The sequence below is a fragment of the Mangrovimonas yunxiaonensis genome, assembly GCF_000733475.1.
Lineage (GTDB): Bacteria > Bacteroidota > Bacteroidia > Flavobacteriales > Flavobacteriaceae > Mangrovimonas > Mangrovimonas yunxiaonensis.
Map to the genome: position 1 here is coordinate 461,156 of NZ_JPFK01000007.1, position 23,515 is coordinate 484,670.

Genomic DNA, 23,515 nt, shown 5'->3' on the forward strand with positions numbered 1-23,515 from the left:
TGCTAATGAAGTTGTATTACCCACAAGACCATTATAATGCAGCCCATAGGGGCGAAGTGTTTCCTTTACTAAAACCATTTCTAAAGGCAGAGGGGTTTACCGATGCCGAGCGGATAAAATTGTACGGGGTTTCCCAACAGGATTACACGTTTGTAAATAGCATACAAGAGGCCGAAGTGGTTATTTTGCCCATGTCGTGGAATTACTATATAGAATTTAAAAAAATGGATATGGCAATGGCTTTAATTAATAAGGCTAAAGAGCACGACAAAATGGTTTGGACTGTTAATTTGTACGATATAGGGGTGAAACTTAAAGGACTTGAAAACATTAAGGTTTTTAGAACGAGTGGTTTTCGGTCAAAATTACCAAACTGGCATATAGGTAGACCTGTCTTTATAGGAGACCCTTTGTTTAGGTTAAATAGGTTACAAATTCCTTTTTCTTATCCCAAATTTCGTATTCGTCCTTTAATTGGTTTTTGTGGATTGGCTAGTGGAAGTAAATATAAAAGGCATATGGATTTGCTGAAAATAATGACTAAGAATTTTTTAAGCATGATAGATTTGAGTCATTATGAAAGGGATACTTTACTATCGGCAGCTTACGAACGCTTTGGAATGTTAAAACAGTTAGAGTTAAATAAAGAAATAGATACAGTCTTTATTTATAGGAATAATTATAGGGCAGGGGCAAGAACTCATGAAGATAGGGAAGCGTCATCTCGTGATTTCTTTAAAAACATTATAGCTTCTCAATACATTCTTTGTATGCGAGGTGCCGGAAATTTTTCAGCGCGGCTGTATGAAACCTTAGCCATGGGACGCATTCCGATTTACGTAAATACTGATGGATTGCTACCTTTACAGGATGCTATAGATTGGAAACAGCATGTGGTTTGGGTAGAATATAAGGATAAGGATAGCTTATATGAGAAAGTTCTTGAATTTCATAAAAGTTTAACCGAAGAAGATTTCTTGCAGTTATGTAGAGCAAATAGACAATTATGGGAGTCTAAATTAAAAATGGCCTCTTTTTTTAAATATCACTTAGCAAAACATAAGAATGAAGATAATATTATTGATAGGGCAAAGGGTTAGGAGTGGAACAAATTTTATAGCGTCTACATTAGGGCAACACCCTGATATAGTTATGGTGCCCGAGAGTACAACCTTAGGCGAGTTCAATTTGTTTAGATCTAATGAGATAAAACATGTATATAACCAAATTTCGGGAGCAAGTTTTGGGCTCAATTTTAACCAAGAAGATGAAGCGTTATTTTTTAAAAAATATGGAGAAATGTGGATTGAGGTTTTATGTGAAAAATACAACTTGCCTAAGGATAAGGTTATTTTTATAAAGAGCCCCATATTGTCCAATGTTGAATTGTGGTTGAAAGCTTTCCCTAATGCTAAAATTCTGATTGTTACAAGAGATGGTAGAGATAATGTAATTTCGTCTGTTAAGACATCTAATGATTTTAGGTCATGGCATTCATTTTGGCTTAAATTTAAAAAAAGAGCTAATTATTTTTCTGGGCGATCTTTTATAAACCATACAAAGGATTGGAGAGATACGGCTAGACAAGTTTTTAGACTTTCTCCTCATAATAATTTAAAAGTTATGAAATACGAGGAGCTTAACAATTCTAAAAAGGGGGTAGAGGATATGCTAAGATTTTATGGCTTAAAAATCAATGAGAATATCTTAGAGCGTTGTTTAAAAGCTCCAGTTGTTGGTAGTTCTGTAGGAGTTAACAGTAACGGCATAAGGAAGCCTAATTGGAAGCCGGATCAGGAAAAGTCAAAATTTGTTTTCTCTAATAAATGGGTGTTTTGGGGAATGGGAAAAAGAATGGTTTTTAAGATGTTAGCGGGTAAAGAACTAAAAGAACTTGGCTATGAGACAGATAATAAGTGGTAGTCCTTTAATTAAGCTTTAAGTATGATTTTTAACTCACTGGATTTTGCACTCTTTTTACCTTTGGTGTTTGTTTTATATTGGTTTGTATTTAATAAGAGTTTGCAAAGGCAAAACATATTGGTGGTTATTGCTAGCTATGTGTTTTACGGTTGGTGGGATTGGCGCTTTTTATCTTTAATTATATTCAGTACGCTCGTAGATTTTTTTATAGGGAAGCAATTAGGAAAAACCTTGTCTTCTTCTAAACGTAAACTTTTACTATGGGGGAGTATCGTAGTAAACATAGGTTTTCTGGGGTTCTTTAAATACTACAATTTTTTTGTTGATAATTTTATAGACGCTTTTGCACTTTTCGGCCAACAAATTTCACCTAACAGTTTAAATATTATTTTGCCCGTAGGCATTAGTTTTTATACCTTTCAAACACTTAGTTATACCATAGATGTATATCGTAGGCGGTTAGAACCTACAAAAGATATTGTGGCTTTTGCAGCCTTTGTTTCCTTTTTTCCTCAATTAGTTGCTGGCCCTATAGAGCGGGCGACACACTTGTTGCCACAGTTTAAGCATAAAAGGGTTTTTAATTACACTAAAGCTGTTTCAGGTATACAATTAATCGTTTGGGGACTGTTTAAGAAAGTGGTTATAGCCGACAATTGTGCGCAATTTGCAAACGATATTTTTGAGAATTATAACCAATATTCAACGGCAACATTGGTTTTAGGGGCGGTATATTTTGCATTTCAGATTTACGGTGATTTTTCTGGCTATAGCGATATTGCTATTGGAACGTCAAGACTATTGGGTTTTGATTTAATGAAAAACTTTGCAACCCCATATTTTTCTAGGGATATTGCCGAGTTTTGGAGACGATGGCATATTTCCCTGTCCACATGGTTTAGAGATTACCTTTACATTCCCTTAGGAGGCTCTAGAGGCGGAACTTTTATGGTGATACGTAATGTGTTTGTCATTTTTTTAGTCAGTGGGTTTTGGCATGGAGCCAATTGGACTTTTATTGTATGGGGCTTTTTAAATGCGCTGTATTTTTTACCTTTAATACTTTTAAAACGCAACAGAGTGCATACAAATACCATTGCTGAAAATACTTGGTCGCCCTCTTTTAGGGAAATAATCCAAATGGGCACTACTTTTGCTTTAACCTTGGTAGCTTGGATTTTTTTTAGAGCAAATTCTGTTACTGAAGCTTTTCAGTATATAAAACGTCTATTACTGTTCGAACTAGATATGGAACGTTTAACTATCGAAAGGTTTTCTGTAGAAATCCTGCCTTTAATTGCCTTACTTGTAGTAATTGAATGGTTTTCTAGAAATAAAGAACAGCCATTACAAAATGTAAAATACCCCATGCTGTTTTGCTGTAGTTTGATACTCTTGATTTTTATGTTTGGAAGTTATTCACAGTTGTATGAATTTATATATTTTCAGTTTTAAACATGTCTAAATTTTTAAGGTATATTTTTATTTTACTGGGTATTAGTTTATTAATGCTTGTAGTTTTAGATGCTTTGTATACTTATGTTTATACCCATCCAAGACATGTGAGAAATAAAGTAATCTGGATGAAAGAGATTCCATCTTCAGAAAAGTTTGACTACGCTGCTTTTGGCTCTTCCCGTACGTTTTATAACCTCGACCCATTGCAGATTGAAAAAGAAACAGGACTTAAGGGTGTTAATATGGGGTATCCAGGAGCAAATACTTTTGAAATTATGTTGATGGTAAAAATGTTTCTACAAAAATTTGAAGTGAAACGTATATTTATACAAGTCGACGACCAATACAATAAAAGCCATTATGATAGGACAGCTATTATTCCTTTTATGCCATTTATACATGATGATATTATTTATGAAAACATTAAGAAGGTTGAAACAAATGCAGTATACTTAAAGTATATTCCTTTTTATAGGTACATGAAGTATGATTCTAAATTAGGGTTTAGAGAGTTAATGATGACCAGTTTTAATGAAGTTAACCAATTTGAGGTAAATTACGGGTATGCGCCTACAATGAAGAAAAACATGAAAGAAAGTAATAGCCCATACAAGTTTAAATTAAAGGATGTTAAAAACAAACATATTGTCGAGCTTTTAAGGGTGTGTAAAGAGGAGCAGGTGGAGGTTATGTTTTACACATCGCCCATATATAACCCTGAGGGCAATTTAGAACTTCTCAATACCCATTTGCCAAATTATAAAGACTTTTCTAATTCAATTCTTGCCCATGATATGTTTAATGATCCTTATCATTTAAATACCTCAGGGACAAAAATGTTTACTAATTTATTCATAACAACTTATTTTGAGAATTGATTTTTATGAAACAGGAAGTTCAATATAAAAATAATAGGTTTCTTTTATTTTGGGAGTGTCATATAATGCCTTCGGTAAGATGTAACACCTCTAAACATTAGTATATGCTATTCCAGTTCTACAAATACATCCAGCCTACCCATTATTTCTTGTTGCGCCAAGAGGTGGGCGGAGTATTTCCAAACCCAGAAGGGTTACCCAAAACGGTGTTAGAACAAGTAACACCATTGCCCTATGCCAGCCCTTTAGCGCAAGCCTACGATAAGTCGTGGCAAGCCCTACAAAAAGGATGGGTTGGAGCAGCAGCACCCTTAACCCATATAGAGCCGCTTTCGGTATTGGACAACTACCAGTTTGTTCGGGCCTATTTTAAAACCCCTTGGGTATGGTATGTGTTGTTGCTTAGACTGTTAGCAGGTAAGCACCCCTTAAACGAATTACAGGCCTTTTTAAAAAGCAGGCACATGCCTAAAGCCTCACTCTACAAGCCTCAATTGGCACAACCGGAATGGCATAGCATAGCTTGGCCAAAAAACCAACCTTTGGTAAGCGTGGTTATCCCTACCTTAAACCGATATCCATATTTAAAGGATGTGCTAAAAGATTTGGAAAAGCAGGAGTATAAGAACTTTGAAGTACTGGTTGTCGACCAATCCCAACCGTTTCAAGAGGCATTTTATAACGACTGGCCGTTCCCCTTAAAGGTCATTCGCCAAAAGGAAAAAGCCTTGTGGCTGGCCAGAAATACCGCCATAAAACAAAGTCAAGGCGAATATATTTTACTGTTCGATGACGACAGCCGCGTGGCCCCCGATTGGATAACAAACCACCTAAAAGGATTAGAGGCCTTTAAAGCCGACATATCGTCGGGAGTTTCCATATCTAAAGTAGGAGATAAAGTCCCTGAGCATTATAGTATATTTAAAATAAGCGACCAGTTAGACACAGGCAATGCGATGATTAAAAAAGCGGTGTTTAAGAAAATAGGACTGTTCGACAGACAATTTGAAAAGCAACGAATGGGCGATGGGGAGTTTGGTGCACGGGCGCATGTTCATGGCCTGCTAAACGTGTCTAACCCCAAAGCCAAACGCCTACACCTAAAAGTGGGCACAGGAGGGTTGCGCGATATGGGCAGTTGGGATGCCTTTAGAACAAAAAACCTGTTAGATCCCAGACCCATACCAAGCGTGCTCTATTATTTTAGACGCTATTATGGAAATCAAGCCGCCAAATATGCCATTCTAAAAACCGTACCATTATCCATAATGCCATATCAATTTAAAGGGCATAAGGTTTTAAAGGTTGTAGGAGTTTTTGTTTCCCTGCTATTGCTGCCCTTGGTGGTTTTTCAAGTGTTTAAAAGTTGGCGTTTGGCGAGTAAAAAGTTAAAAGAAGGCCCGATGATTGAAGCATTAGAATAAAAAATGAAGTAAAGAAGCCACATAAAAGCAAACAACACCTCATTGCGAACCAAGTGAAGCCATCTGTTTATTACAACGCTAAAACAAAAAGATTGCCATACTTCAGTACCAACAACCGACAACCAACAACCAACAACTAGCAACCAACAACCAACAACCGACAACCAACAACCAACAACCGACAACCAACAACTAACAACCAACAACTAACAACCAACAACAGACAACCAAACCCAATGAAAAAAAACATCCTCATAGTCACTTCCGAATTCCCACCCTTACCAGGAGGCATAGGAAACCATGCCCATCAGTTGGCCTTTCATTTGTCTCAGCAAGGGCATCAGGTCACGGTTTTGGCCGATTACAGAACCTATGAGCAGCAAGAAGAAAGCCAGTTCGATCTTCAGCAGCCCTATACGGTTAACAGAATTTCTAGAAAAAAGAACCGCTGGTTAATGTACCTAAACCGAATTAAAAGCTATCGCCAAATGTACTCAAAAGCTGATGTGGTGCTAGCCTCAGGGAAGTTTTCACTTTGGTTGGTAGGCTTGGGGTCTGTAGGCTTTAAAAAACGCCCTAAATTAGCAGTTTTACATGGGACGGAGGTGAATTTTCAAAAACCACTGTTAAAATGGAGTATCAATCAAGCGTTAAGGCAATTCCATAAAGCCATTGCAGTGTCTCAGTTTACAGCCAACTTGGTAAAGAACTTACCTTTGGAGGTACAAATCATCCCCAATGGCATTACCTTGGAAGATTGGCAGCAGCAAAAAACCGTTCAAAAACGAGAGGAGCAGGATTTCCCCATTTTAATAACCGTTGGGAACTTAACCGAACGCAAGGGGCAGGCCAATGTAATTAAAATGATGCCACAGCTGTTAGAGCAGTACCCAAACCTTCGCTACGACTGTGTGGGGCTACCTACCGAATTAAAAGCATTAGAACAGCTAACTCACGAACTTGGCGTAGCCGAACGGGTACACTTCCATGGCCGATTATCAGATCAGGAGTTAAAAGAGAAACTCCTCCAAAGCGATGTGTTTGTAATGTTAAGCCAACAAACAAGCGCCGGCGATGTAGAGGGGTTTGGCATAGCTATTTTGGAGGCCAATGCCTTGGGTATTCCAACCATTGGGGCTTTGGGGAGCGGGATAGAAGCGGCCATTGCACAAGGGAAATCAGGATTTTTAGTGCCTAATACAGATGCTCAAGCCTTTGAAAAAGCACTGCAAGCCATCTTAAAGGCCAAAGAGCAGTTCCGCCAAGGCGCTTTGCAACGAGCAGAAGCCCACAATTGGAAAGTAATTGTAAAACAGTATCTGGAGGTGATAGAGGCGTTGTTCGTTTAAAGAATTCCTATTTAGAAGCAAGGTGCCTAACGTTTTTCATGTTCAAATTATAATACAATTAATAAATAAAGTAACATTGTCATGCTGAACTTGTTTCAGCATCTCTTTTCAATATTCTTTTTAATAATAACAAGCCCTTGAAACGCTTGCCTGTCGTTATAGAGGAGTTCAGGGTGACAGGTTTTAATTATATTTTGGCTAACTTTTATTTCCGCACTTTCTTGTTAATAATTGTTTGTCATGCTGAACTTGGTTCAGCATCTTAATTTTTAAGTTTGTGGTAAAGCGAGCCTATCATAACTATTGGGTCTATATTTTAACAAATAAGCCAAATGGAACACGTTATATTGGAGTGACGGGGGGTATAGATGATAGGATGGAAAGACATGTTGAAGGTAAAGGAAGCTCCTTTTTAGCAAAATATAAACTTAAACATTTAGTGTATTATGAGGAATTCCAATATGTGCATGAAGCCATAAAAAGGGAAAAGCAATTAAAAAATTGGCACAGACAATGGAAAATTAATCTTATAGAGAAAGTGAACCCTGAATGGCAAAATTTATGGAAACCTTAGCGTAGAAAAGATCCTGAACCAAGTTCAGGATGACAGGGTGTTCATAATTAACATAAATTCCCCCAGACCACTAAAATAATAACTCAGGAATCTTATATTTGAAAGGATAACGTACACATGCTTTTGAAACTGCTCATTATTTCCCATACCGAACATTATCAGACTGCGGAAGGCACCATAGTAGGTTGGGGGCCAACAGTTACCGAAATCAACCACCTAACAAAGGTCTTTGATGAAATTACCCATGTGGCCATGTTGCATCGGGGAGAAGCACCGCCAAGTGCACTGCCATATACGAGTCCTAACATTAAATTTGTAGCGCTGCCGCCATTAGGTGGACAAAGTTTAAGCGCAAAAATGCAACTGCTTACACAGGCGCCAAAAGTATTACGTACGGTTTCTAGAGAGTTAAAGCAAGCCGATTATTTTCAGTTTCGGGCGCCCACAGGGATAGGGGTTTACCTCATGCCGTATTTAACGTGGTTTGCCAAAACCAAAGGCTGGTATAAGTATGCCGGAAATTGGAACCAAAAGCACGCTCCCGTAGGATATGCCATACAGCGTTGGTTGTTAAAACAGCAGCAGCGCCCAGTAACCATCAACGGACAATGGCCAAACCAACCCAAACAGTGTATCACGTTCGAAAACCCTTGCCTAACCGATGCCGAACTAACCTTAGGGGAAACCTTGGCCAAAACCAAGGTGTTTTCGGAAAAACTTAACCTGTGCTATGTTGGGCGTTTAGAAACCCCAAAAGGGGTAGGACGTATTATTGAAGCCTTAAAGCTGCTGCCCCAAGCTTTAAAACAACGTATAGGAACCGTACATTTGGTAGGCGATGGGCCAGAGCGACCTAATTTTGAAGCCGAAGCCAAGAAAGCTGGTGTGGATATAACGTTTCATGGGTATTTGCCCCGAAAGGCCGTGTTCGAGATATATAAAGCCTCACATGTTTTTGTAATGCCCACAACAGCCTCCGAAGGATTTCCTAAGGCCATTGCCGAAGCCATGAACTTTGGGTGTGTGCCTGTGGTATCATCCGTATCGGCCATTGGGCAATATATAACGCATGGGGTTACAGGGATTTGTCTGTTAACACCTACGGCACAGGGGTTGGCAACCCAATTGGAACAGGTGTTGGGCATGGAGTCTAGCGCTTTAAGTGCCATGCTTGCCCGTCAGCGTGAACTTGTAACCCGTTTTGGATTTACACATTATAACACCCGAATTAAAAATGCTATATTAAGCCAATTTGAGAGTAACGTTTAGAGATTATAACGCCGATAATTATTTAACCCTAATCCTGTTACACATAGGAATGGGCTTGGCTTTGTATGCCATTCCGGTAGTAGGAAAACTTATTTTTGTTGGTGCTTTTTTGTATTTTTTCCTGAAGATAGTTATGGTTCCCAAAAAGGAAAAAACCCGTGCAGTTTTGCTGGGTTGCGCTTATTTTGTAGGAGCTGAGGTACTGTTCAGAATGACCAAATCGGGCTTGTCGTACGAAGCTTCAAAATACATTGTCATCCTGTTTACCTTAATGGGCATTTTTTACCGCGGGGTATCGGGTAAAGGGCATCCGTATTTTATGTACCTTATTTTGTTGGTGCCCGCTATTGTTGTGGCTTCCATAACCTTAACATTCGATGCGCGTTTTAGAACCAACATCGCCTTTGTGTTAAGCGGCCCAGTGTGTCTGGGAATTGCTGCGTTGTTTTGTTACGATAGGAAAGTGTCGCAATCGCTGCTATTAGAGGTGTTAAATTACATGGTGTTGCCCATTATTGCGACCACCTGCTATTTGTTTTTGTATACCCCAAGCATAAAGGATGTGCTTAGCAGTACGGCATCAAACTCGGCAGCCTCTGGAGGGTTTGGCCCGAATCAGGTTTCGACGATTTTGGGTCTGGGCATGTTTGCCATGGTGGTTCGTATTTTTTTAAGGTCGCCAGGTACAGTCCTAAAAGTGCTTAACCTCGTGGTGTTTGGTGCTATGACCTATCGCGCGTTTGTAACCTTTAGCCGTGGCGGCGTTATCGCTGCTGTTATTGTTGTGGCAGCCTTCCTGTGGGTGTTGTTTTGGCGTTCGAATGCGCGTCAAAAAAACCAAATTGTAGGGTCGTTTGCGCTTTTTGTTGTTGCTGCAGCAGTGACTTGGATGATTAGTTCGCAGCAAACCATGGGACTATTAGATAAACGTTATGCCAATGAAGATGCTTTAGGGCGTGAAAAAGAAGATGTTGCTACGGGACGTCTAGACCTGTTTATGGAAGAAATGGAAGGCTTTTTGGGGCATCCGTTTTTTGGCGTTGGTGCCAGCCGAACTAAAAATATGCGTGTAGAAGCAGGAATAGGGCATTTGCCCTCCCATAATGAGATAGGACGCTTACTCTCTGAACATGGTATTATGGGCATATTAATCCTGCTTATTTTAATCTTTACGCCTTTGGCCTACCGGACGACCAATAACAGAAACCTATTTTTTTATGCTTTTTTGGCCTTTTGGTTTGCCACCATCAACCACTCGGGCATGCGTATTGCCGCCCCATCCTTTGTTTATGCACTAGCTCTTTTAAATGTCACGTATGCTAAAAAACATCCTGTACATAGGAAACAAATTAAGTAGTCCCAAGAGCAATGTCTCTTCCATAAGCACCTTAGGGCCTTTACTGGAGCAGGAGCACTATAGGGTGTATTATGCGTCTGCTAAAGTTAACAAGCTGGCCAGGCTTTTCGATATGGTTAAACAGGTTGTGTTGTTAAGGCATCGGGTAGATGTTGTTTTAATAGATACCTATAGCACGTGGAATTTTTATTATGCCCTTGTGGTATCTCAGCTTTGCCGCCTATTTGGCTTGCGTTACATCCTTAGTTTAAATGGAGGCAATTTACCGTATCGTTTGCAGAAGTTCCCCAAATGGAGCAACTTACTTTTTAAACCGGCATACCGCATGGTGTCGCCATCGTTATATTTAAAAACACAATTCAAACAGTATGGCTATCCTGAAGTTACGTACATCCCCAATAACTTGCTGCTTGCGCAATACCCCTTTCAGGAGAAAACATACCATACCGTAAAGCTGCTATGGGTACGTTCTTTTTCGAAGATTTATAACCCTAGCATGGCCGTTCGGGTGCTAAAGCAATTGCTAGACGATGGGGTAGCGGCATCGCTTTGTATGGTGGGGCCAGACACCGGCGATGGGTCTCTGCAAGACACCAAGGCGCTAGCAGAATTGTTAGGGGTTAGGGTAACCTTTACCGGAAAGCTTTCAAAACCCGAATGGATTGCTTTGGCACAGGACCATAACATGTTTATAAACACTACAAATTTCGATAATGCACCTGTGAGTGTCCTTGAGGCCATGGCGCTTGGGCTGGCTGTTGTATCGACCAACGTTGGTGGCATGCCCTACTTAATCACCCATGGGCAAGAAGGGGTGTTGGTGCCGCCAGAAGCACCAGAAGCCATGGCAAATGCGATAAAAACATTGGCCACGCAGACAGTAAAAACCAAAGCGATGGCAGTTTCAGCTAGGAAAAAGGTAGAACGTTTTGACTGGCCGGTAGTAAAAACCCAATGGTTTGCGCTTTTGCAATAAGAACGCTTGGATAAGTTATAGAACTTATTATCTTTAACAGCAACTTTTGTTTAACCAATGGCCAATCGCGTAAAACGAATCCATTTTAACATTTCAGAACGAAAGGTTCTGCTTAGAATGGTCGATATAGTAGCTGTGTTGGGAATGTTGTTCCTGGCAGGCTATTGTTTTGCCTTCGATTACTTTAAATTTGCTTGTGAAAACTGGTCTTGGAGTCTGGTTTTAACCCTTTATTTAAGTGTCTTTGGCACCGTGTTCGAACTTTACGACCTAAAACAGGCCAGTCGTATTGATAAGGTAATCTCCAACATTGCCCTAACCACCTCTACAGTTGTCCTCTTTTATTTGCTAACCCCTTATTTTACGCCTTCTTTGCCCACCAACCGCTTACAACTGGTTTATTTTTACGTGGCCATCTTTTTAGCGTTGCTACTTTGGCGTTTGCTGTATCTTAACGTTATTTCGAAACCCCGATTTTTTAAAAAGGTGCTGTTGGTTGGCGAAACAGCCAACATTCAAAACATTGTAGAGGCTTTAAGACAAGCCGATTCCAATTATAAAATAATAGGCTTTATAAATTGTGAAGCATCTAAAGCCGAAGCCATAAAATATAAAGGCCTAACAGAGTACCAGCCCATGGCCTTACACGAGGTTATCCGGGAGGAACAGGTCTCGGAAATTGTTGTCGCAGCATACCAGGCAGAAGCCATTATTCCTGAATTATACGACGAGTTGATAGCCTTGCTAGAACACGGCTTTGCCATTAAGGAATTCACCCAAGTTTATGAAGATATGACCCAAAGGGTGCCCGTGCAATTTGTAGGGAAAGATTTTTATAAGTACTTCCCCTTTAGCCGTAACAACCGAAACAAATTTTATTTGTTCTTCCATCGGGCTATGGATGTGTTTATCGCTGCTGTTGGAATACTGGTTGGGCTAGGGCTAATGCCTTTTGTTTTGTTGGGGAATGTTTTTGGCAACCGCGGCCCTTTGTTTTATTCGCAAGAACGCGTTGGCATGCATGGCGAGCACTTTAACATTGTAAAATACAGAACCATGGTTAAAGATGCCGAAACCCAAGGCGCCGTTTGGGCCACCAAAGGCGATGTAAGGGTTACGCCTTTTGGCCGGTTTTTAAGAAATACCAGATTGGATGAGTTCCCCCAGTTTTTTAACATTCTTAAAGGCGATATGAGCTTGATAGGCCCAAGGCCGGAACGTCCAAGCTTTGTTAAGGAGTTGGCAGAGGTTATCCCTTTTTACAAAACCCGCCATATGATTAAACCCGGGCTAACGGGTTGGGCGCAGGTTAAAGTGCGCTATGGGGCTTCGGTTCAGGACAGCCAAACCAAATTGCAATACGATTTATACTACATTAAACACCGAAGTTTTATGCTGGACATTAAGGTGTTGGTAAAAACATTAAGCACCATACTGTTTTTTAGAGGCCAGTAAGAGGGGCGAAAATAATTGGAGTATCCCTATTAGAGCACAATAAACTAACGGCTGCTTTTAATTAAAAAAACATACCTAAGCATGAGCGCAAGCAGTAAGGGCATGAGCGCAAACGCAAACTGTTGCACCCCGCTAATCCAATGCAGTCCCATAAGCGCTAAGCATATAACAAGCAGTTTAAGGTATTTGCGGACCCATGGTTTTAAAGGGGCCTTTTTCCAAACCGATGTTATGATAATAAGGTTAAGCGGGAACGCCCAAAGCAGGTTGTAATTGTTGGCAGTAGCTTGGTGGTTGGTTGCGAACCACAACAGCATAAGCGCAATACCGATACAGCCTGTTATGCCAAAAATAAGCACATCCAAACCTCTGCTGCGTGTTTGGCGTTTGGCATCGCGATAGGTGATGTAACCTACTATACCACCCAGTATTAAAAAGATGACCAAAGGGCTAAACATTAAAGCGCTTAGTGAGGTGGTTTTGGCCGTTGTTGTAGGCGTGTGTATGGGTCTTGATGTGGCGACCAATGGGGTTTGGTTTAGGGTGGCACCTTCGAAAAGTGTGTGTATATACGCCGGGAGAAACATGTGTTCTTCTAGGTTGGCCGTTTTGTCTATTACAGCCCCTAAGGCAATATCAATACCCAAGCTGCCCCAGGTGTTCCAATGTAGGTTGTCTTGAATTAAGGTGCGAAACGTTTTTGGACTAAAGTTGGCCGGTGGGTTAAACACAACAGGCTCCTGGGCCGTTTGCACCACGACTTCTTTAATTTTTGTCGCGCAGTTATCGTAAAAGAAATCGTAAAGATAGTACCGGTTTTCGGGCTTGTAATTGTTGTTTAAAAAACTATAAAGCGCTTGTTTTTGTGCTTGTGAAAGTTGCAGCACTTGTTCTTGAATGCTGCGGTTTTGCCAGGTGTAAAACCCGTAAATGTCTTTGTAATTCGATTTTCCTATCGCGTAGTTTAACTTACCGGTAGCAAATTTTAAATAAAAATTAGGGGTGTTAAAATCAAAACGCCCATAATCAAAAGTAATGTCTAGGTTGTTTGTGGGGTCTTTTATACGAAAGGCATTGTGGCCAAAAGCATCGTTTAGACTGCTTCCCGGACCAATGGTTAAAACGCTTATTTGCGCCTGATTGGAAAGGGGGCGGTGCTGGGCTTGTAGGGTAAAACCAATAAGCAGAACAAGCCAAAAAAACTGTTTCATAGCGGGGTGTTTTTTTACTATCGAAAGATACTAAAATCCAATTTTAAGGAAAAGACATTGGAGTATAAAGCGACACTTTGGTCACCAATATCGGTAAAGGCATAATCTATTTGAATGCCCTTATATTTAAACCCAACACCCATGCTGGGCTGAAAACTTAGGCGCTCGCTATTATCGTACTCCAGTTCGTTTTGGAAATTACCCAAGCCGCCTCTTAAAAACACCATATCAACATAGCCAAACTCCAAGCCCAAAGCAGGGTTAATACTGGCAAACGATGTAGAAATAATGTCGTTGGTCTCTTGAAACCTAACGTTTAAGTCCAATTCGGCTAAGATGGAATAATCGTAGCGGACAATAAATTTTTTGGCAACGCCTATTTGCAGTTTCGGAATGGTAATTTCGGTGGTTTCGGGAAGTTCTTGGTTTTCACCTTCTACAGCATTTTGTACGGTAGCAAATTCATCTTCATCGATACTCCAGGCATTGTATGTGGTGGTAATGTCCCTGGCCATAATACCAAATTTCCAGTCGTTTCGTGTTTGAAACTGAATGGCGGCATCTAGGCCAAAGCCCCAAGAGGAGGCAAAATCGCCAATAATCCGGCGTATGACTTTAGCGTTAATCCCGTAGTTTACCCCTTCAAAAGGAAGCGCTCGGGCATAGCTGAAGGTCACACCATAGTCGGCGGTAGAAAACGTGCTAATGCGGTCGTAATTTATTTGGCCTTGGTCGTCTATTAATTGGGTGGTGTTTAGAATATCGTCAACCGCAAAGCGTATTACCGATAGCCCAATGCTACTGCGGTCGTCCAAAGGCATAGCAAAACCTATGTAATCGTAATTGGCAATGTTGGCAAAATAGCTGGAATGCATAAGGGCAAGGGCTTTATCTTCCAGATGAAGCAGACCGGCAGGATTCCAGTAGCCCGAGTTAACATCGGCACTGTGGGCCGTAACAGCATTGGCCATGCCCAAAGCAGCCGCATCAACCCCAATATTCATAAATTCGTTAGAGTATTTTCTTGCCGTTTGGCTAAACATACAAACGGTTACTATAAAACAGCTTAGCGTAGCCAGAAACTTTTTCAAAAACAATTTTTTATGCAAATATGCTATTATTTTTCAATATATTAAACTTGAAAAGGCATTAGATATTGTGCGGTTTTTGTTTTAGACGCAAATAGTTTGCTATTTTTACACCAGATAATTTTTTAAGATGAAGAAACACCTTCCCAATGCTCTAACGTTATTAAATCTGCTTTGTGGCTGTTTTGCCGTAGTTTTGGCTGTAAACAACAATTTTGTTGCTGCCGGACTGTTTGTGTTTGCAGGTATTTTTTTCGACTTTTTTGATGGCCTAGCAGCACGAGCCTTAGGGGTGCAGAGTGCCTTGGGCGTACAGTTAGACTCTTTGGCCGATATGGTAACCAGTGGCTTGGTGCCTGGTATCGTGATGTTTAAATTGTTAACGCTGGCTAGCGATCAGGCTGCATTGGTAGAAATTTCGGGCGGCTGGGAGGCGGCAAACACCTGGCAGGGGTTTGCATTTGCACCAATAGCGTTACTGGGATTTTTAATAACCTTGGCATCAGCCTATAGATTGGCCAAGTTTAATATAGATGAAGACCAACAAACCTATTTTAAAGGCTTGCCCACACCAGCTAATGCCCTTTTAATTTTGTCGCTCCCCATGATTATCGAATACCAACAAAGCGATGCCATGAATGCCATTATTGTTAATGTGTGGACCTTAGTTGGGGTAACGCTAGTAAGCAGTTATTTGTTGGTAAGTCCTATTAAATTATTCGCCTTAAAATTTAAAACATGGGGGTTTAAACCTAATGCCGTGAGGTACATATTTATTATCCTAAGTCTAGTGGCTCTGCTGTTGTTTCAGTTTGCGGCCATTCCTTTAATTGTTCTATTGTATTTTATGCTATCGTTAACGTCCCAATCTCAAATTGTATAACACTATTTTATGGCTTCAGGTATTTTTGCATTATTGGATGATATTGCCGCATTGATGGACGATGTGGTGGTTATGAGCAAGGTAACCACTAAAAAAACAGCAGGCATTTTAGGAGATGATTTGGCGGTGAATGCCGAAAAGGCTTCCGGATTTGTGTCTTCTAGAGAGTTACCTGTGTTATGGGCCATTACCAAAGGATCGTTTTTAAATAAGGTGATTATATTGCCCATCGCTTTTTTGTTGAGTGCCTATTTGCCTTGGATGGTAACCCTTATTCTAATTTTAGGAGGCTTGTATTTGGCTTATGAAGGCGCAGAGAAAATATACGAATATGTGGTGCCCCACCAGCATAAAGATGAAACCAAAGCGACACTTGCCGAGGCGCCTTCTGAAGCCTTGGAGCAGGCAAAAATAAAATCGGCCATTGTTACCGATTTTATCTTATCGGTAGAGATTATTATTATAGCCTTAGGGGCTGTTATGGACCAAACGTTAACCGTACAAATTTTAGTGGTTACCATAGTGGCCTTAATAGCCACCGTTGGGGTTTATGGCATTGTCGCCCTTATTGTTAGAATGGACGATTTGGGCTTGGTGTTAGTAACCTCCAGCAAGGGGCGTAAAACTTTTGGGTACCATCTTGGGCAAGGGCTAATTAAAGCATTACCAATAGTGGTAAAGAGCTTGTCGGTAATTGGTACCATAGCCTTGTTGCTTGTAGCAGGAGGTATCTTTGTCCATAACATTGCTTTTTTACACCATGTTATGGAGCAATGGCCTAGCCTGATTAGGGATTTTTTAATAGGGCTTGTTGTAGGAATCGCAGTTTTAATTTTAGTTACAGGGTTTAAAAAGCTACTAAAACTAGTTAAACCATAAGGTAGAGATTACATGGCAAATTATATTGATGGTTTTGTTTTTCCTATCCTTCAAAAAAACTTGAACGCCTATCGCGATGTCGCTGAAAAGGTAGCTGAAATTTGGAAGGAATATGGTGCCTTGGCTTACTTTGAGTATGTTGGTGACGATTTAACTCTAGAAGGAACGCGTTCTTTTATGGATGTTTTAGAAGCAAAAGAAGATGAAGTGATTGTATTTGGTTGGGTTGTTTTTCCTTCAAAAGAGGTTCGGGATCTGGCCAATAAACAAGTGCCTGAAGATTTGAGAATGACAACATTGGTAGCGCCATTAACCCAGCCGGAGCGATTAATTTTTAATGCCAGTAGAATGGTTTATGGAGGCTTCCAGGCGCTCGTTAAATCAAACGAATAGCGCGTTTTGGGAATTAAATGTTTCTAATTTTCTTTTTGCGCAGTTCAAAATTCTGCCCTAGGTACACTTTACGCACCATTTCGTCATTTGCCAGTTCTTCTGGTACACCAGCTTTTAAAATGCGTCCTTCAAACATGAGGTAGGTTCTATCGGTAATGGCTAGAGTTTCCTGCACGTTATGGTCGGTAATAAGAATTCCAATGTTTTTCTCGGTTAGCTGTGCCACAATACGCTGAATGTCTTCAACAGCCACAGGGTCTACACCGGCAAAGGGTTCGTCTAATAAAATAAAACTGGGGTTCGTGGCCAGAGCTCGGGCAATTTCTGTACGCCGGCGTTCACCACCAGAAAGGAGGTCACCACGGTTTTTGCGAATGTGTCCTAAGCCAAACTCTTCAATTAGCGCTTCCATTTTTAGGTGCTGTTCTTTTTTACTTAGCTTGGTAAGCTGTAGCACGCTTAAAATATTGTCTTCAATACTAAGTTTTCTAAACACCGAAGCTTCTTGGGCCAAATAGCCAATACCGCTTTGAGCCCGTTTGTACATGGGAAATTTGGTAATGTCGGTTTGGTCTAGAAAGATGTTGCCGCCATTGGGTTTTATTAAGCCCACAATCATGTAGAACGAGGTTGTTTTTCCTGCACCATTGGGGCCCAACAGCCCAACAATTTCACCTTGGTTAACTTCCAAGGAGACGTTTTTTACAACTTTTCGTCCGTTGTAGGACTTCATTAAATTTTCGGCTTTTAACTTCATAGGATGAAAATCTCTGGGGCTAAAATAGTAAAAACGTTAGAGATTGGTTTTTGTATTGGGCAATTTATTATAAGTTTAACGCTGTTCTTCTAAAGCTTCAAGATACTCGTAAGCACGTCTTAAATGCGGAATAACAATGGTGCCACCAACCAAAGTTGCAATGCCAAGGGCTTCGGCAATTTCGGCTTTAGAGCCTCCAGCATTTACCGTGCCTTCTAAGTGGTACTTCACACAATCGTCACATCTTAACACCGTAGAGGCGACCAGCCCTAAGAGCTCCTTGGTTTTTACGTCTAAGGCGCCTTCTTGGTAGGCATTGGTATCTAAATTAAAAATGCGCTTTATTAGCTTGTTGTTGTCTTCAAGAATGCGCGCGTTCATTTTAGAACGATAGGTATTAAACTCGTCTATAATATCAGCCATGTTGTTTCTGTTTTTGCTTTTGTTCTTTTTTTAGAACAACTTTTGAAATGTAAATACTTACCTGGTATAGAATGAGTATTGGAATGGCCACAATAACCTGACTTGCAATATCTGGCGGCGTTATAACAGCCGAAAGAATGAGCACAATAACCAGGGCAAATTTTCGATATTTTTTCATGGCTTGGGGGGTAACCAGACCAATTTTGGTTAAGAAGTATATGATAATGGGGAGCTCGAAAATAATTCCCGATGCCAAAACCGAAGAGCGCACCAACGAAATGTAAGAGCTGATATCGATTTGGTTGTCGACCATTTCGGAGATGTTGTAATTCACCAAAAAGTTGATGGAAAGCGGGGTAACAATATAGTACCCAAACAGCACACCAATAAAAAATAAAATTGAAGATATAATGATAAACCCCCTAGAATGCTTGCGTTCGTTAGGGTGTAAGCCCGGACTTAAAAACTTCCAGAATTGGTAAACAACATAAGGAAAGGCAATAACCAAACCGCTAAAGATTGCCGTCCAAATATCGGCAGAGAACTGTCCGGCCATGGTACGGTTTTGTATGATTAGCGGAAGCTCTTCGTTACAGAAAGAGGTGTCTACACCAATATAGTTGGCCGATTGGCACAGCATGTTATAGGTGGGGAAACTCATGTCTAGCGGCGCGAAAATAATCAGGTTGAAAATTTCCTTGCTAAAAATAAAGGCTACAGTAGCCGCTGCCAAAATACCAAGGGTTGCCCGTATTAGGTGCCATCTTAAATCTTCCAGATGATCTAGGAACGACATCTCATCTACCTGCTTTTTTGCCATTATATAATCCCTTCTTTAATTAAATCGTGTAAGTGCACCACGCCGGCATAGTTGCCCTGGTCCTCAACCAAGAGTTGCGATATGCCGTTTTCTTCCATAAGTTCCATGGCATCGACTGCTAGAGCATCGGCGGCAATGCGCTTGGGGTTGGTGCTCATGATGTTTTTGGCTGTTAGCGCCATAATATTGTCGGTTTTGCTTAGCATACGTCTTAAATCGCCATCGGTAATAATACCAATGATTTTGCTGTTTTCAACAACAGCCGTAACGCCAAGCATTTTTTCAGAAATTTCTATAATCACATCCTTGAGGGAAGTTTCTGGACTTACTTGGGGTTTTTGGTTGATTTCCGAAAGATCGTTAACACGCAAATACAACTTCTTACCTAGAGCGCCGCCGGGGTGGTATTTGGCAAAATCTTTGCTAGAAAACCCTTTTAGTTCCAGCAGGCAAACGGCCAAGGCATCGCCAATAACCAATTGGGCTGTTGTGCTTGTTGTAGGAGCCAGATTGTTTGGGCACACTTCTTTTTCAACATACGCATTTAAAACAAAATCGGCCTGTTGCCCTAGAAACGAATTTTTGTTGCCTGTTAAGGCAATCATTTTGTTTTTGGCATTCTTAATTAAAGGCACCAACACCTTAATCTCTGGCGTGTTGCCACTTTTAGAAATGCAGATAACCACATCGTCTTCAAGAATAAGTCCTAAATCGCCATGAATGGCATCGGCAGCATGCATAAATACCGCTGGGGTTCCTGTCGAGTTCAGGGTGGCTACAATTTTTGTGGCAATTATGGCACTTTTTCCTATGCCCGTTATAATAACACGGCCGTTGGAATGGTAAATGGTATTAATGGTATTAACAAAATCGTCGTCTATTAAGTCGGCCAAATGGGCTATAGCTTTGCTCTCTTCAAGAATGGTGTGCTTTGCCGTTTTGATGATGGCATTTTTATTATTCAAAATTTATCATTTTTTTAAGTTGACGCTTTTAAAGATTTTTTTATCTTTAAAGTATTAGAAGGCTAGTTTGCCAAGTTGGATTATAGCCTTGATGCAAAGCTAAATAAAAAAATAAGAGGGATTTTAAAATGTATGCATATTTCGTATCGATGCCTTTTATTTTTAATTTTTAAAACCGTATATATTAAATTTTATTCATGGGGATTGTTGAAAGTGACTTACATGCAGCTTTAAAAAAATATTTTGGCTTCGGCAAGTTTAAGGGCTTACAAGAAGATGTTGTAAAGAGTATTTTATCACGGCAAAATACCTTTGTAATTATGCCTACAGGTGGCGGGAAGTCGCTCTGTTACCAACTGCCAGCGCTTATGCAGGAGGGTACGGCCATTGTGGTATCGCCCTTAATTGCTTTAATGAAAAACCAAGTTGATGCCATTCGCGGCGTATCGGAAGAGTGGGGTATTGCCCATGTGTTAAATTCCTCTTTGACCAAAACCGAGACCAAACAGGTGAAGGCCGATATTGTTAATGGGGTTACCAAATTACTTTATGTCGCCCCAGAATCGCTAACCAAAGAGGAGCACGTCGATTTTTTAAAGACCCAGAAAATATCGTTTATGGCCATAGACGAAGCCCATTGCATTAGCGAATGGGGGCACGATTTTCGTCCGGAATACCGCAACTTACGCCAGATTATTATGCGTATTGGCGATAACATTCCTATTATTGGACTTACGGCAACAGCAACCCCTAAAGTACAGGAAGATATTTTAAAAAACCTAGGCATTACCGATGCCAATACCTTTAAGGCCTCATTTAACCGGCCTAACCTATATTATGAAGTACGCCCAAAAACCAAACAGGTCGATGCCGATATTATTCGGTTTATAAAACAGCACGAAGGCAAATCGGGTATTGTTTACTGTTTGAGCAGAAAGCGCGTAGAAGAACTCGCACAAGTACTTCAGGTAAACGGCATAAAAGCCGTGCCCTACCATGCGGGACTAGATGCCAAATCGCGAGCGAACCACCAGGACATGTTCTTAATGGAAGAAATAGATGTGGTGGTGGCAACCATAGCCTTTGGTATGGGGATAGATAAACCCGATGTGCGGTTTGTAATCCATCACGATATTCCTAAAAGCATAGAAAGCTATTACCAAGAAACAGGCCGCGCCGGGCGCGATGGTGGCGAAGGCCACTGTTTGGCCTTTTATGCCTATAAGGACATAGAAAAGTTGGAAAAATTTATGTCTGGTAAGCCCGTAGCCGAGCAGGAAATAGGCCATGCCCTCTTGCAGGAAGTTGTTGCCTATGCCGAAACCACAATCTCCAGACGAAAGTTTATCCTGCATTATTTTGGTGAAGCGTTTGATAACGCTACCGGTGAGGGAGGCGATATGGATGATAATGTACGCTATCCCAAAAAGCAACACGAGGCTAAAGACGATGCTGCCCTAATTTTAAAAGTGGTCGATAAGACCAACCAAAAGTACAAGGCTAAAGACTTGGTTAACGTACTGGTCGGTAAGGCCAATGCCTTAATTAAATCGCATAGAACTGACGAGCAGCCCTTTTTTGGTACTGGGAACCACAAAGAAAAAGCCTATTGGATGGCGCTAGTACGCCAAATTCTGGTTGCGGGATATTTAAAAAAAGACATTGAAACCTATGGGGTTATTAAGCTAACCCCGGCAGGAAAACAGTTTATTGCTTCGCCAAGTTCGTTTATGATGACCGAAGACCACGATTTTAGCGATGCTTCAGACGGTCAGGTTATTACTGCGGCCAAAGGCGGCGGCGGTGTGGCCGACGAGACCTTAATGCGCATGCTTAAAGACTTGCGAAAACGCAATGCCAAAAAATTGGGCGTGCCCCCGTTTGTCATCTTTCAGGACCCCTCGTTAGAAGATATGGCGCTTAAATACCCCGTTACTTTAGATGAGTTGAGCAATGTACACGGTGTGGGCGATGGGAAAGCCAAAAAATACGGTAAGGACTTTATTAAACTTATTTCGGATTACGTAGCGGAAAACGGAATTAGCCGACCAGATGATCTGGTTGTAAAATCGACCGGAAGCAACTCGTCACTTAAATTATACATCATTCAAAACATAGATAGAAAATTGCCGCTAGATGACATTGCCGCATCGAAAGGGATGGAAATGGCCGATTTTATCAAGGAAATGGAAGCCATAGTTTACTCGGGAACCAAGTTGAATATAGACTATTGGGTAGACGATTTGCTGGACGAAGACCAGCAGGACGAAATTCACGAGTATTTTATGGAAGCCGAAACCGATAAAATAGATGTAGCCATTGATGAGTTTGATGGCGATTACGACGATGAAGAACTCCGGTTATACCGCATAAAATTTATTAGCGAGGTGGCCAATTAGCCACTGTAGTGTTTTCATCTGATATCCATCTTTTAAAAACTTCTTCCTTCACGTGGTAATTAGTATCTTTGCAGCTCATTAAAAATAAAGCACATGCAAGACGGATTATACGCAAAATTCAACACGACAAAAGGTGCCATTTTGGTAGCCTTGGAATTCGAAAAAACGCCAGGTACGGTAGGTAACTTTGTAGCTTTGGCCGAAGGTCAATTAGAAAACTCGGCAAAAAAGCAAGGCACACCGTATTACGACGGCTTAACCTTTCATCGTGTTATCCCAGATTTTATGATTCAGGGCGGATGCCCATTAGGAACCGGAACAGGAAACCCAGGTTATCAATTTGACGATGAGTTTCATCCGGATTTAAAACACAATGGCCCTGGGGTACTTTCTATGGCCAATGCAGGTCCAGGTACCAACGGTAGCCAGTTTTTTATCACCCATGTGGAAACTCCTTGGTTGGATGGCAACCATACGGTTTTTGGTAAGGTTGTAGAAGGACAGGACGTGGTTGATGCCATTGCCCAAGGCGATAAAATTGATACCTTGGAAATTGTACGGGTAGGAGATGCCGCCGAGAAATTTCATGCGATTGAAGCCTTTAGAACCTTTGAGGGAGCTAGAGAAAAACGCATTGCAGAAGAACAAGCTGCAAAAGATGCCGAGCTAGATAAACTGGCCGCAGGCTTTAAAAAAACCGATAGCGGACTCCGTTACCAAATTATTCAAGAAGGCAACGGAAAGCAACCTGCAAAAGGCAGCACGGTTAAGGTGCATTATAAAGGACAGTTGGCCGATGGTACGGTATTCGATTCGTCCTATAAAAGAAACCAACCTTTAGAGTTTGCCGTAGGGGTAGGCCAAGTTATCCCGGGTTGGGACGAAGGTATTGGCTTATTAAACGTAGGCAGCAAAGCGCGCTTGGTAATACCAAGTGATTTAGGCTACGGAAGCCGTGGTGCTGGAGGCGTTATTCCACCTAATGCTACCTTGATCTTTGATGTAGAACTTATGGATGTTAAGTAAGTTTCTGT

At 41.0% G+C, this 23,515-nt stretch carries 22 protein-coding genes; 16 read left to right on the plus strand and 6 right to left on the minus strand.

Annotation, left to right across the window (positions count from 1 at the left end; genetic code table 11):
- Positions 1-5: 5 nt before the first annotated feature.
- From IA57_RS09480 to IA57_RS09530, 11 genes are all read left to right on the plus strand, one after another.
- On the plus strand, positions 6-1,100 hold the full coding sequence (locus IA57_RS09480; RefSeq protein ID WP_036122493.1) for a hypothetical protein: 1,095 nt from the start codon (positions 6-8) through the stop codon (positions 1,098-1,100).
- Positions 1,066-1,923, plus strand: a complete 858-nt coding sequence (locus IA57_RS09485) for a sulfotransferase (protein ID WP_036122497.1) — start codon at positions 1,066-1,068, stop codon at positions 1,921-1,923. The genes IA57_RS09480 and IA57_RS09485 overlap by 35 nt, the downstream gene beginning before the upstream one ends.
- A 21-nt stretch (positions 1,924-1,944) precedes the next feature.
- Positions 1,945-3,378: an MBOAT family O-acyltransferase gene (locus IA57_RS09490; protein ID WP_036122500.1), complete on the plus strand. Its 1,434-nt coding sequence runs from the start codon at positions 1,945-1,947 to the stop codon at positions 3,376-3,378.
- 2 nt (positions 3,379-3,380) lie between these two features.
- Positions 3,381-4,259 (plus strand): hypothetical protein, encoded by an 879-nt coding sequence (locus IA57_RS09495; RefSeq protein WP_036122503.1) that lies wholly within the window; start codon positions 3,381-3,383, stop codon positions 4,257-4,259.
- A 104-nt stretch (positions 4,260-4,363) separates the two neighbouring features.
- Positions 4,364-5,683: a glycosyltransferase family 2 protein gene (locus IA57_RS09500; RefSeq protein WP_036122506.1), complete on the plus strand. Its 1,320-nt coding sequence runs from the start codon at positions 4,364-4,366 to the stop codon at positions 5,681-5,683.
- A gap of 236 nt (positions 5,684-5,919) precedes the next feature.
- Positions 5,920-7,032 carry a glycosyltransferase family 4 protein gene (locus IA57_RS09505; protein ID WP_036122509.1) on the plus strand — a complete coding sequence of 371 codons (1,113 nt, stop codon included), beginning with the start codon at positions 5,920-5,922 and terminating at the stop codon, positions 7,030-7,032.
- Positions 7,033-7,309: 277 nt separating this feature from the next.
- Complete coding sequence (locus IA57_RS09510; protein WP_036122513.1) at positions 7,310-7,606, plus strand: GIY-YIG nuclease family protein; 297 nt, start codon at positions 7,310-7,312, stop codon at positions 7,604-7,606.
- A 123-nt stretch (positions 7,607-7,729) separates the two neighbouring features.
- Positions 7,730-8,875, plus strand: a complete 1,146-nt coding sequence (locus IA57_RS09515; RefSeq protein ID WP_084176760.1) for a glycosyltransferase — start codon at positions 7,730-7,732, stop codon at positions 8,873-8,875.
- Entirely contained in the window at positions 8,859-10,232 is a 1,374-nt protein-coding gene (locus IA57_RS09520) for an O-antigen ligase family protein (protein ID WP_229730301.1), read from the plus strand. Before IA57_RS09515 ends, IA57_RS09520 begins: the two co-directional genes overlap by 17 nt.
- The gene (locus IA57_RS09525; RefSeq protein ID WP_036123323.1) at positions 10,192-11,208 is read left to right on the plus strand and encodes a glycosyltransferase family 4 protein; all 1,017 of its coding nucleotides are present in this window, start codon (positions 10,192-10,194) and stop codon (positions 11,206-11,208) included. The genes IA57_RS09520 and IA57_RS09525 overlap by 41 nt, the downstream gene beginning before the upstream one ends.
- 57 nt (positions 11,209-11,265) lie before the next feature.
- Positions 11,266-12,663, plus strand: a complete 1,398-nt coding sequence (locus IA57_RS09530; protein WP_036122516.1) for an exopolysaccharide biosynthesis polyprenyl glycosylphosphotransferase — start codon at positions 11,266-11,268, stop codon at positions 12,661-12,663.
- 44 nt (positions 12,664-12,707) lie between these two features.
- On the opposite strand, the gene IA57_RS09535 is transcribed toward IA57_RS09530, so the two are convergent.
- Positions 12,708-13,874, minus strand: coding sequence for a lipoprotein N-acyltransferase Lnb domain-containing protein (locus IA57_RS09535; protein WP_036122519.1), 1,167 nt, complete (start codon positions 13,872-13,874; stop codon positions 12,708-12,710).
- Between the two features lie 17 nt (positions 13,875-13,891).
- Positions 13,892-14,965, minus strand: a complete 1,074-nt coding sequence (locus tag IA57_RS09540) for a putative type IX sorting system protein PorV2 (RefSeq protein WP_036123326.1) — start codon at positions 14,963-14,965, stop codon at positions 13,892-13,894.
- A 127-nt stretch (positions 14,966-15,092) separates the two neighbouring features.
- Here IA57_RS09540 and IA57_RS09545 point away from each other — a divergent pair, with 127 nt between their 5' ends.
- The 3 genes from IA57_RS09545 to IA57_RS09555 are packed head-to-tail and all read left to right on the plus strand — an operon-like array spanning position 15,093 to position 17,117.
- Positions 15,093-15,845, plus strand: coding sequence for a CDP-alcohol phosphatidyltransferase family protein (locus tag IA57_RS09545; RefSeq protein ID WP_036122521.1), 753 nt, complete (start codon positions 15,093-15,095; stop codon positions 15,843-15,845).
- 9 nt (positions 15,846-15,854) lie between these two features.
- Positions 15,855-16,724: a DUF808 domain-containing protein gene (locus IA57_RS09550; protein WP_036122524.1), complete on the plus strand. Its 870-nt coding sequence runs from the start codon at positions 15,855-15,857 to the stop codon at positions 16,722-16,724.
- A 12-nt stretch (positions 16,725-16,736) separates the two neighbouring features.
- Complete coding sequence (locus IA57_RS09555) at positions 16,737-17,117, plus strand: DUF1428 domain-containing protein (RefSeq protein ID WP_036122527.1); 381 nt, start codon at positions 16,737-16,739, stop codon at positions 17,115-17,117.
- A gap of 13 nt (positions 17,118-17,130) precedes the next feature.
- Here the strand turns inward: IA57_RS09555 and lptB are convergent, their stop codons facing one another.
- The 4 genes from lptB to IA57_RS09575 all read right to left on the minus strand — a co-directional run bounded on the left by lptB (position 17,131) and on the right by IA57_RS09575 (position 20,082).
- A complete protein-coding gene (lptB, locus tag IA57_RS09560; RefSeq protein WP_036122529.1) occupies positions 17,131-17,874 on the minus strand; it encodes an LPS export ABC transporter ATP-binding protein in 744 nt (247 codons plus the stop codon).
- Positions 17,875-17,949: 75 nt separating this feature from the next.
- Positions 17,950-18,297: a carboxymuconolactone decarboxylase family protein gene (locus IA57_RS09565; protein WP_036122532.1), complete on the minus strand. Its 348-nt coding sequence runs from the start codon at positions 18,295-18,297 to the stop codon at positions 17,950-17,952.
- Positions 18,290-19,117: a twin-arginine translocase subunit TatC gene (tatC, locus tag IA57_RS09570; protein WP_036122536.1), complete on the minus strand. Its 828-nt coding sequence runs from the start codon at positions 19,115-19,117 to the stop codon at positions 18,290-18,292. The genes IA57_RS09565 and tatC overlap by 8 nt, the downstream gene beginning before the upstream one ends.
- Positions 19,117-20,082 (minus strand): KpsF/GutQ family sugar-phosphate isomerase, encoded by a 966-nt coding sequence (locus IA57_RS09575; protein WP_036122539.1) that lies wholly within the window; start codon positions 20,080-20,082, stop codon positions 19,117-19,119. The genes tatC and IA57_RS09575 overlap by 1 nt, the downstream gene beginning before the upstream one ends.
- 197 nt (positions 20,083-20,279) lie before the next feature.
- Between IA57_RS09575 and recQ the strand changes: the two genes are divergently transcribed.
- A complete protein-coding gene (recQ, locus tag IA57_RS09580) occupies positions 20,280-22,481 on the plus strand; it encodes a DNA helicase RecQ (protein WP_036122542.1) in 2,202 nt (733 codons plus the stop codon).
- Positions 22,482-22,574: 93 nt separating this feature from the next.
- Positions 22,575-23,507, plus strand: a complete 933-nt coding sequence (locus IA57_RS09585; protein ID WP_036122544.1) for a peptidylprolyl isomerase — start codon at positions 22,575-22,577, stop codon at positions 23,505-23,507.
- Positions 23,508-23,515 lie beyond the last annotated feature (8 nt).

Bases quoted from the DNA above. Each gene is read 5' to 3' on its own strand.
- recQ (WP_036122542.1), top strand. From the start codon at position 20,280: ATGGGGATTGTTGAAAGTGACTTACATGCAGCTTTAAAAAAATATTTT.
- IA57_RS09555 (WP_036122527.1), top strand. From the start codon at position 16,737: ATGGCAAATTATATTGATGGTTTTGTTTTTCCTATCCTTCAAAAAAAC.
- lptB (WP_036122529.1), bottom strand. From the start codon at position 17,874: ATGAAGTTAAAAGCCGAAAATTTAATGAAGTCCTACAACGGACGAAAA.
- IA57_RS09535 (WP_036122519.1), bottom strand. From the start codon at position 13,874: ATGAAACAGTTTTTTTGGCTTGTTCTGCTTATTGGTTTTACCCTACAA.
- IA57_RS09585 (WP_036122544.1), top strand. From the start codon at position 22,575: ATGCAAGACGGATTATACGCAAAATTCAACACGACAAAAGGTGCCATT.
- IA57_RS09565 (WP_036122532.1), bottom strand. From the start codon at position 18,297: ATGGCTGATATTATAGACGAGTTTAATACCTATCGTTCTAAAATGAAC.
- IA57_RS09530 (WP_036122516.1), top strand. From the start codon at position 11,266: ATGGCCAATCGCGTAAAACGAATCCATTTTAACATTTCAGAACGAAAG.
- IA57_RS09545 (WP_036122521.1), top strand. From the start codon at position 15,093: ATGAAGAAACACCTTCCCAATGCTCTAACGTTATTAAATCTGCTTTGT.
- IA57_RS09525 (WP_036123323.1), top strand. From the start codon at position 10,192: ATGCTAAAAAACATCCTGTACATAGGAAACAAATTAAGTAGTCCCAAG.
- tatC (WP_036122536.1), bottom strand. From the start codon at position 19,117: ATGGCAAAAAAGCAGGTAGATGAGATGTCGTTCCTAGATCATCTGGAA.
- IA57_RS09480 (WP_036122493.1), top strand. From the start codon at position 6: ATGAAGTTGTATTACCCACAAGACCATTATAATGCAGCCCATAGGGGC.
- IA57_RS09490 (WP_036122500.1), top strand. From the start codon at position 1,945: ATGATTTTTAACTCACTGGATTTTGCACTCTTTTTACCTTTGGTGTTT.
- IA57_RS09505 (WP_036122509.1), top strand. From the start codon at position 5,920: ATGAAAAAAAACATCCTCATAGTCACTTCCGAATTCCCACCCTTACCA.
- IA57_RS09485 (WP_036122497.1), top strand. From the start codon at position 1,066: ATGAAGATAATATTATTGATAGGGCAAAGGGTTAGGAGTGGAACAAAT.
- IA57_RS09500 (WP_036122506.1), top strand. From the start codon at position 4,364: ATGCTATTCCAGTTCTACAAATACATCCAGCCTACCCATTATTTCTTG.
- IA57_RS09495 (WP_036122503.1), top strand. From the start codon at position 3,381: ATGTCTAAATTTTTAAGGTATATTTTTATTTTACTGGGTATTAGTTTA.
- IA57_RS09550 (WP_036122524.1), top strand. From the start codon at position 15,855: ATGGCTTCAGGTATTTTTGCATTATTGGATGATATTGCCGCATTGATG.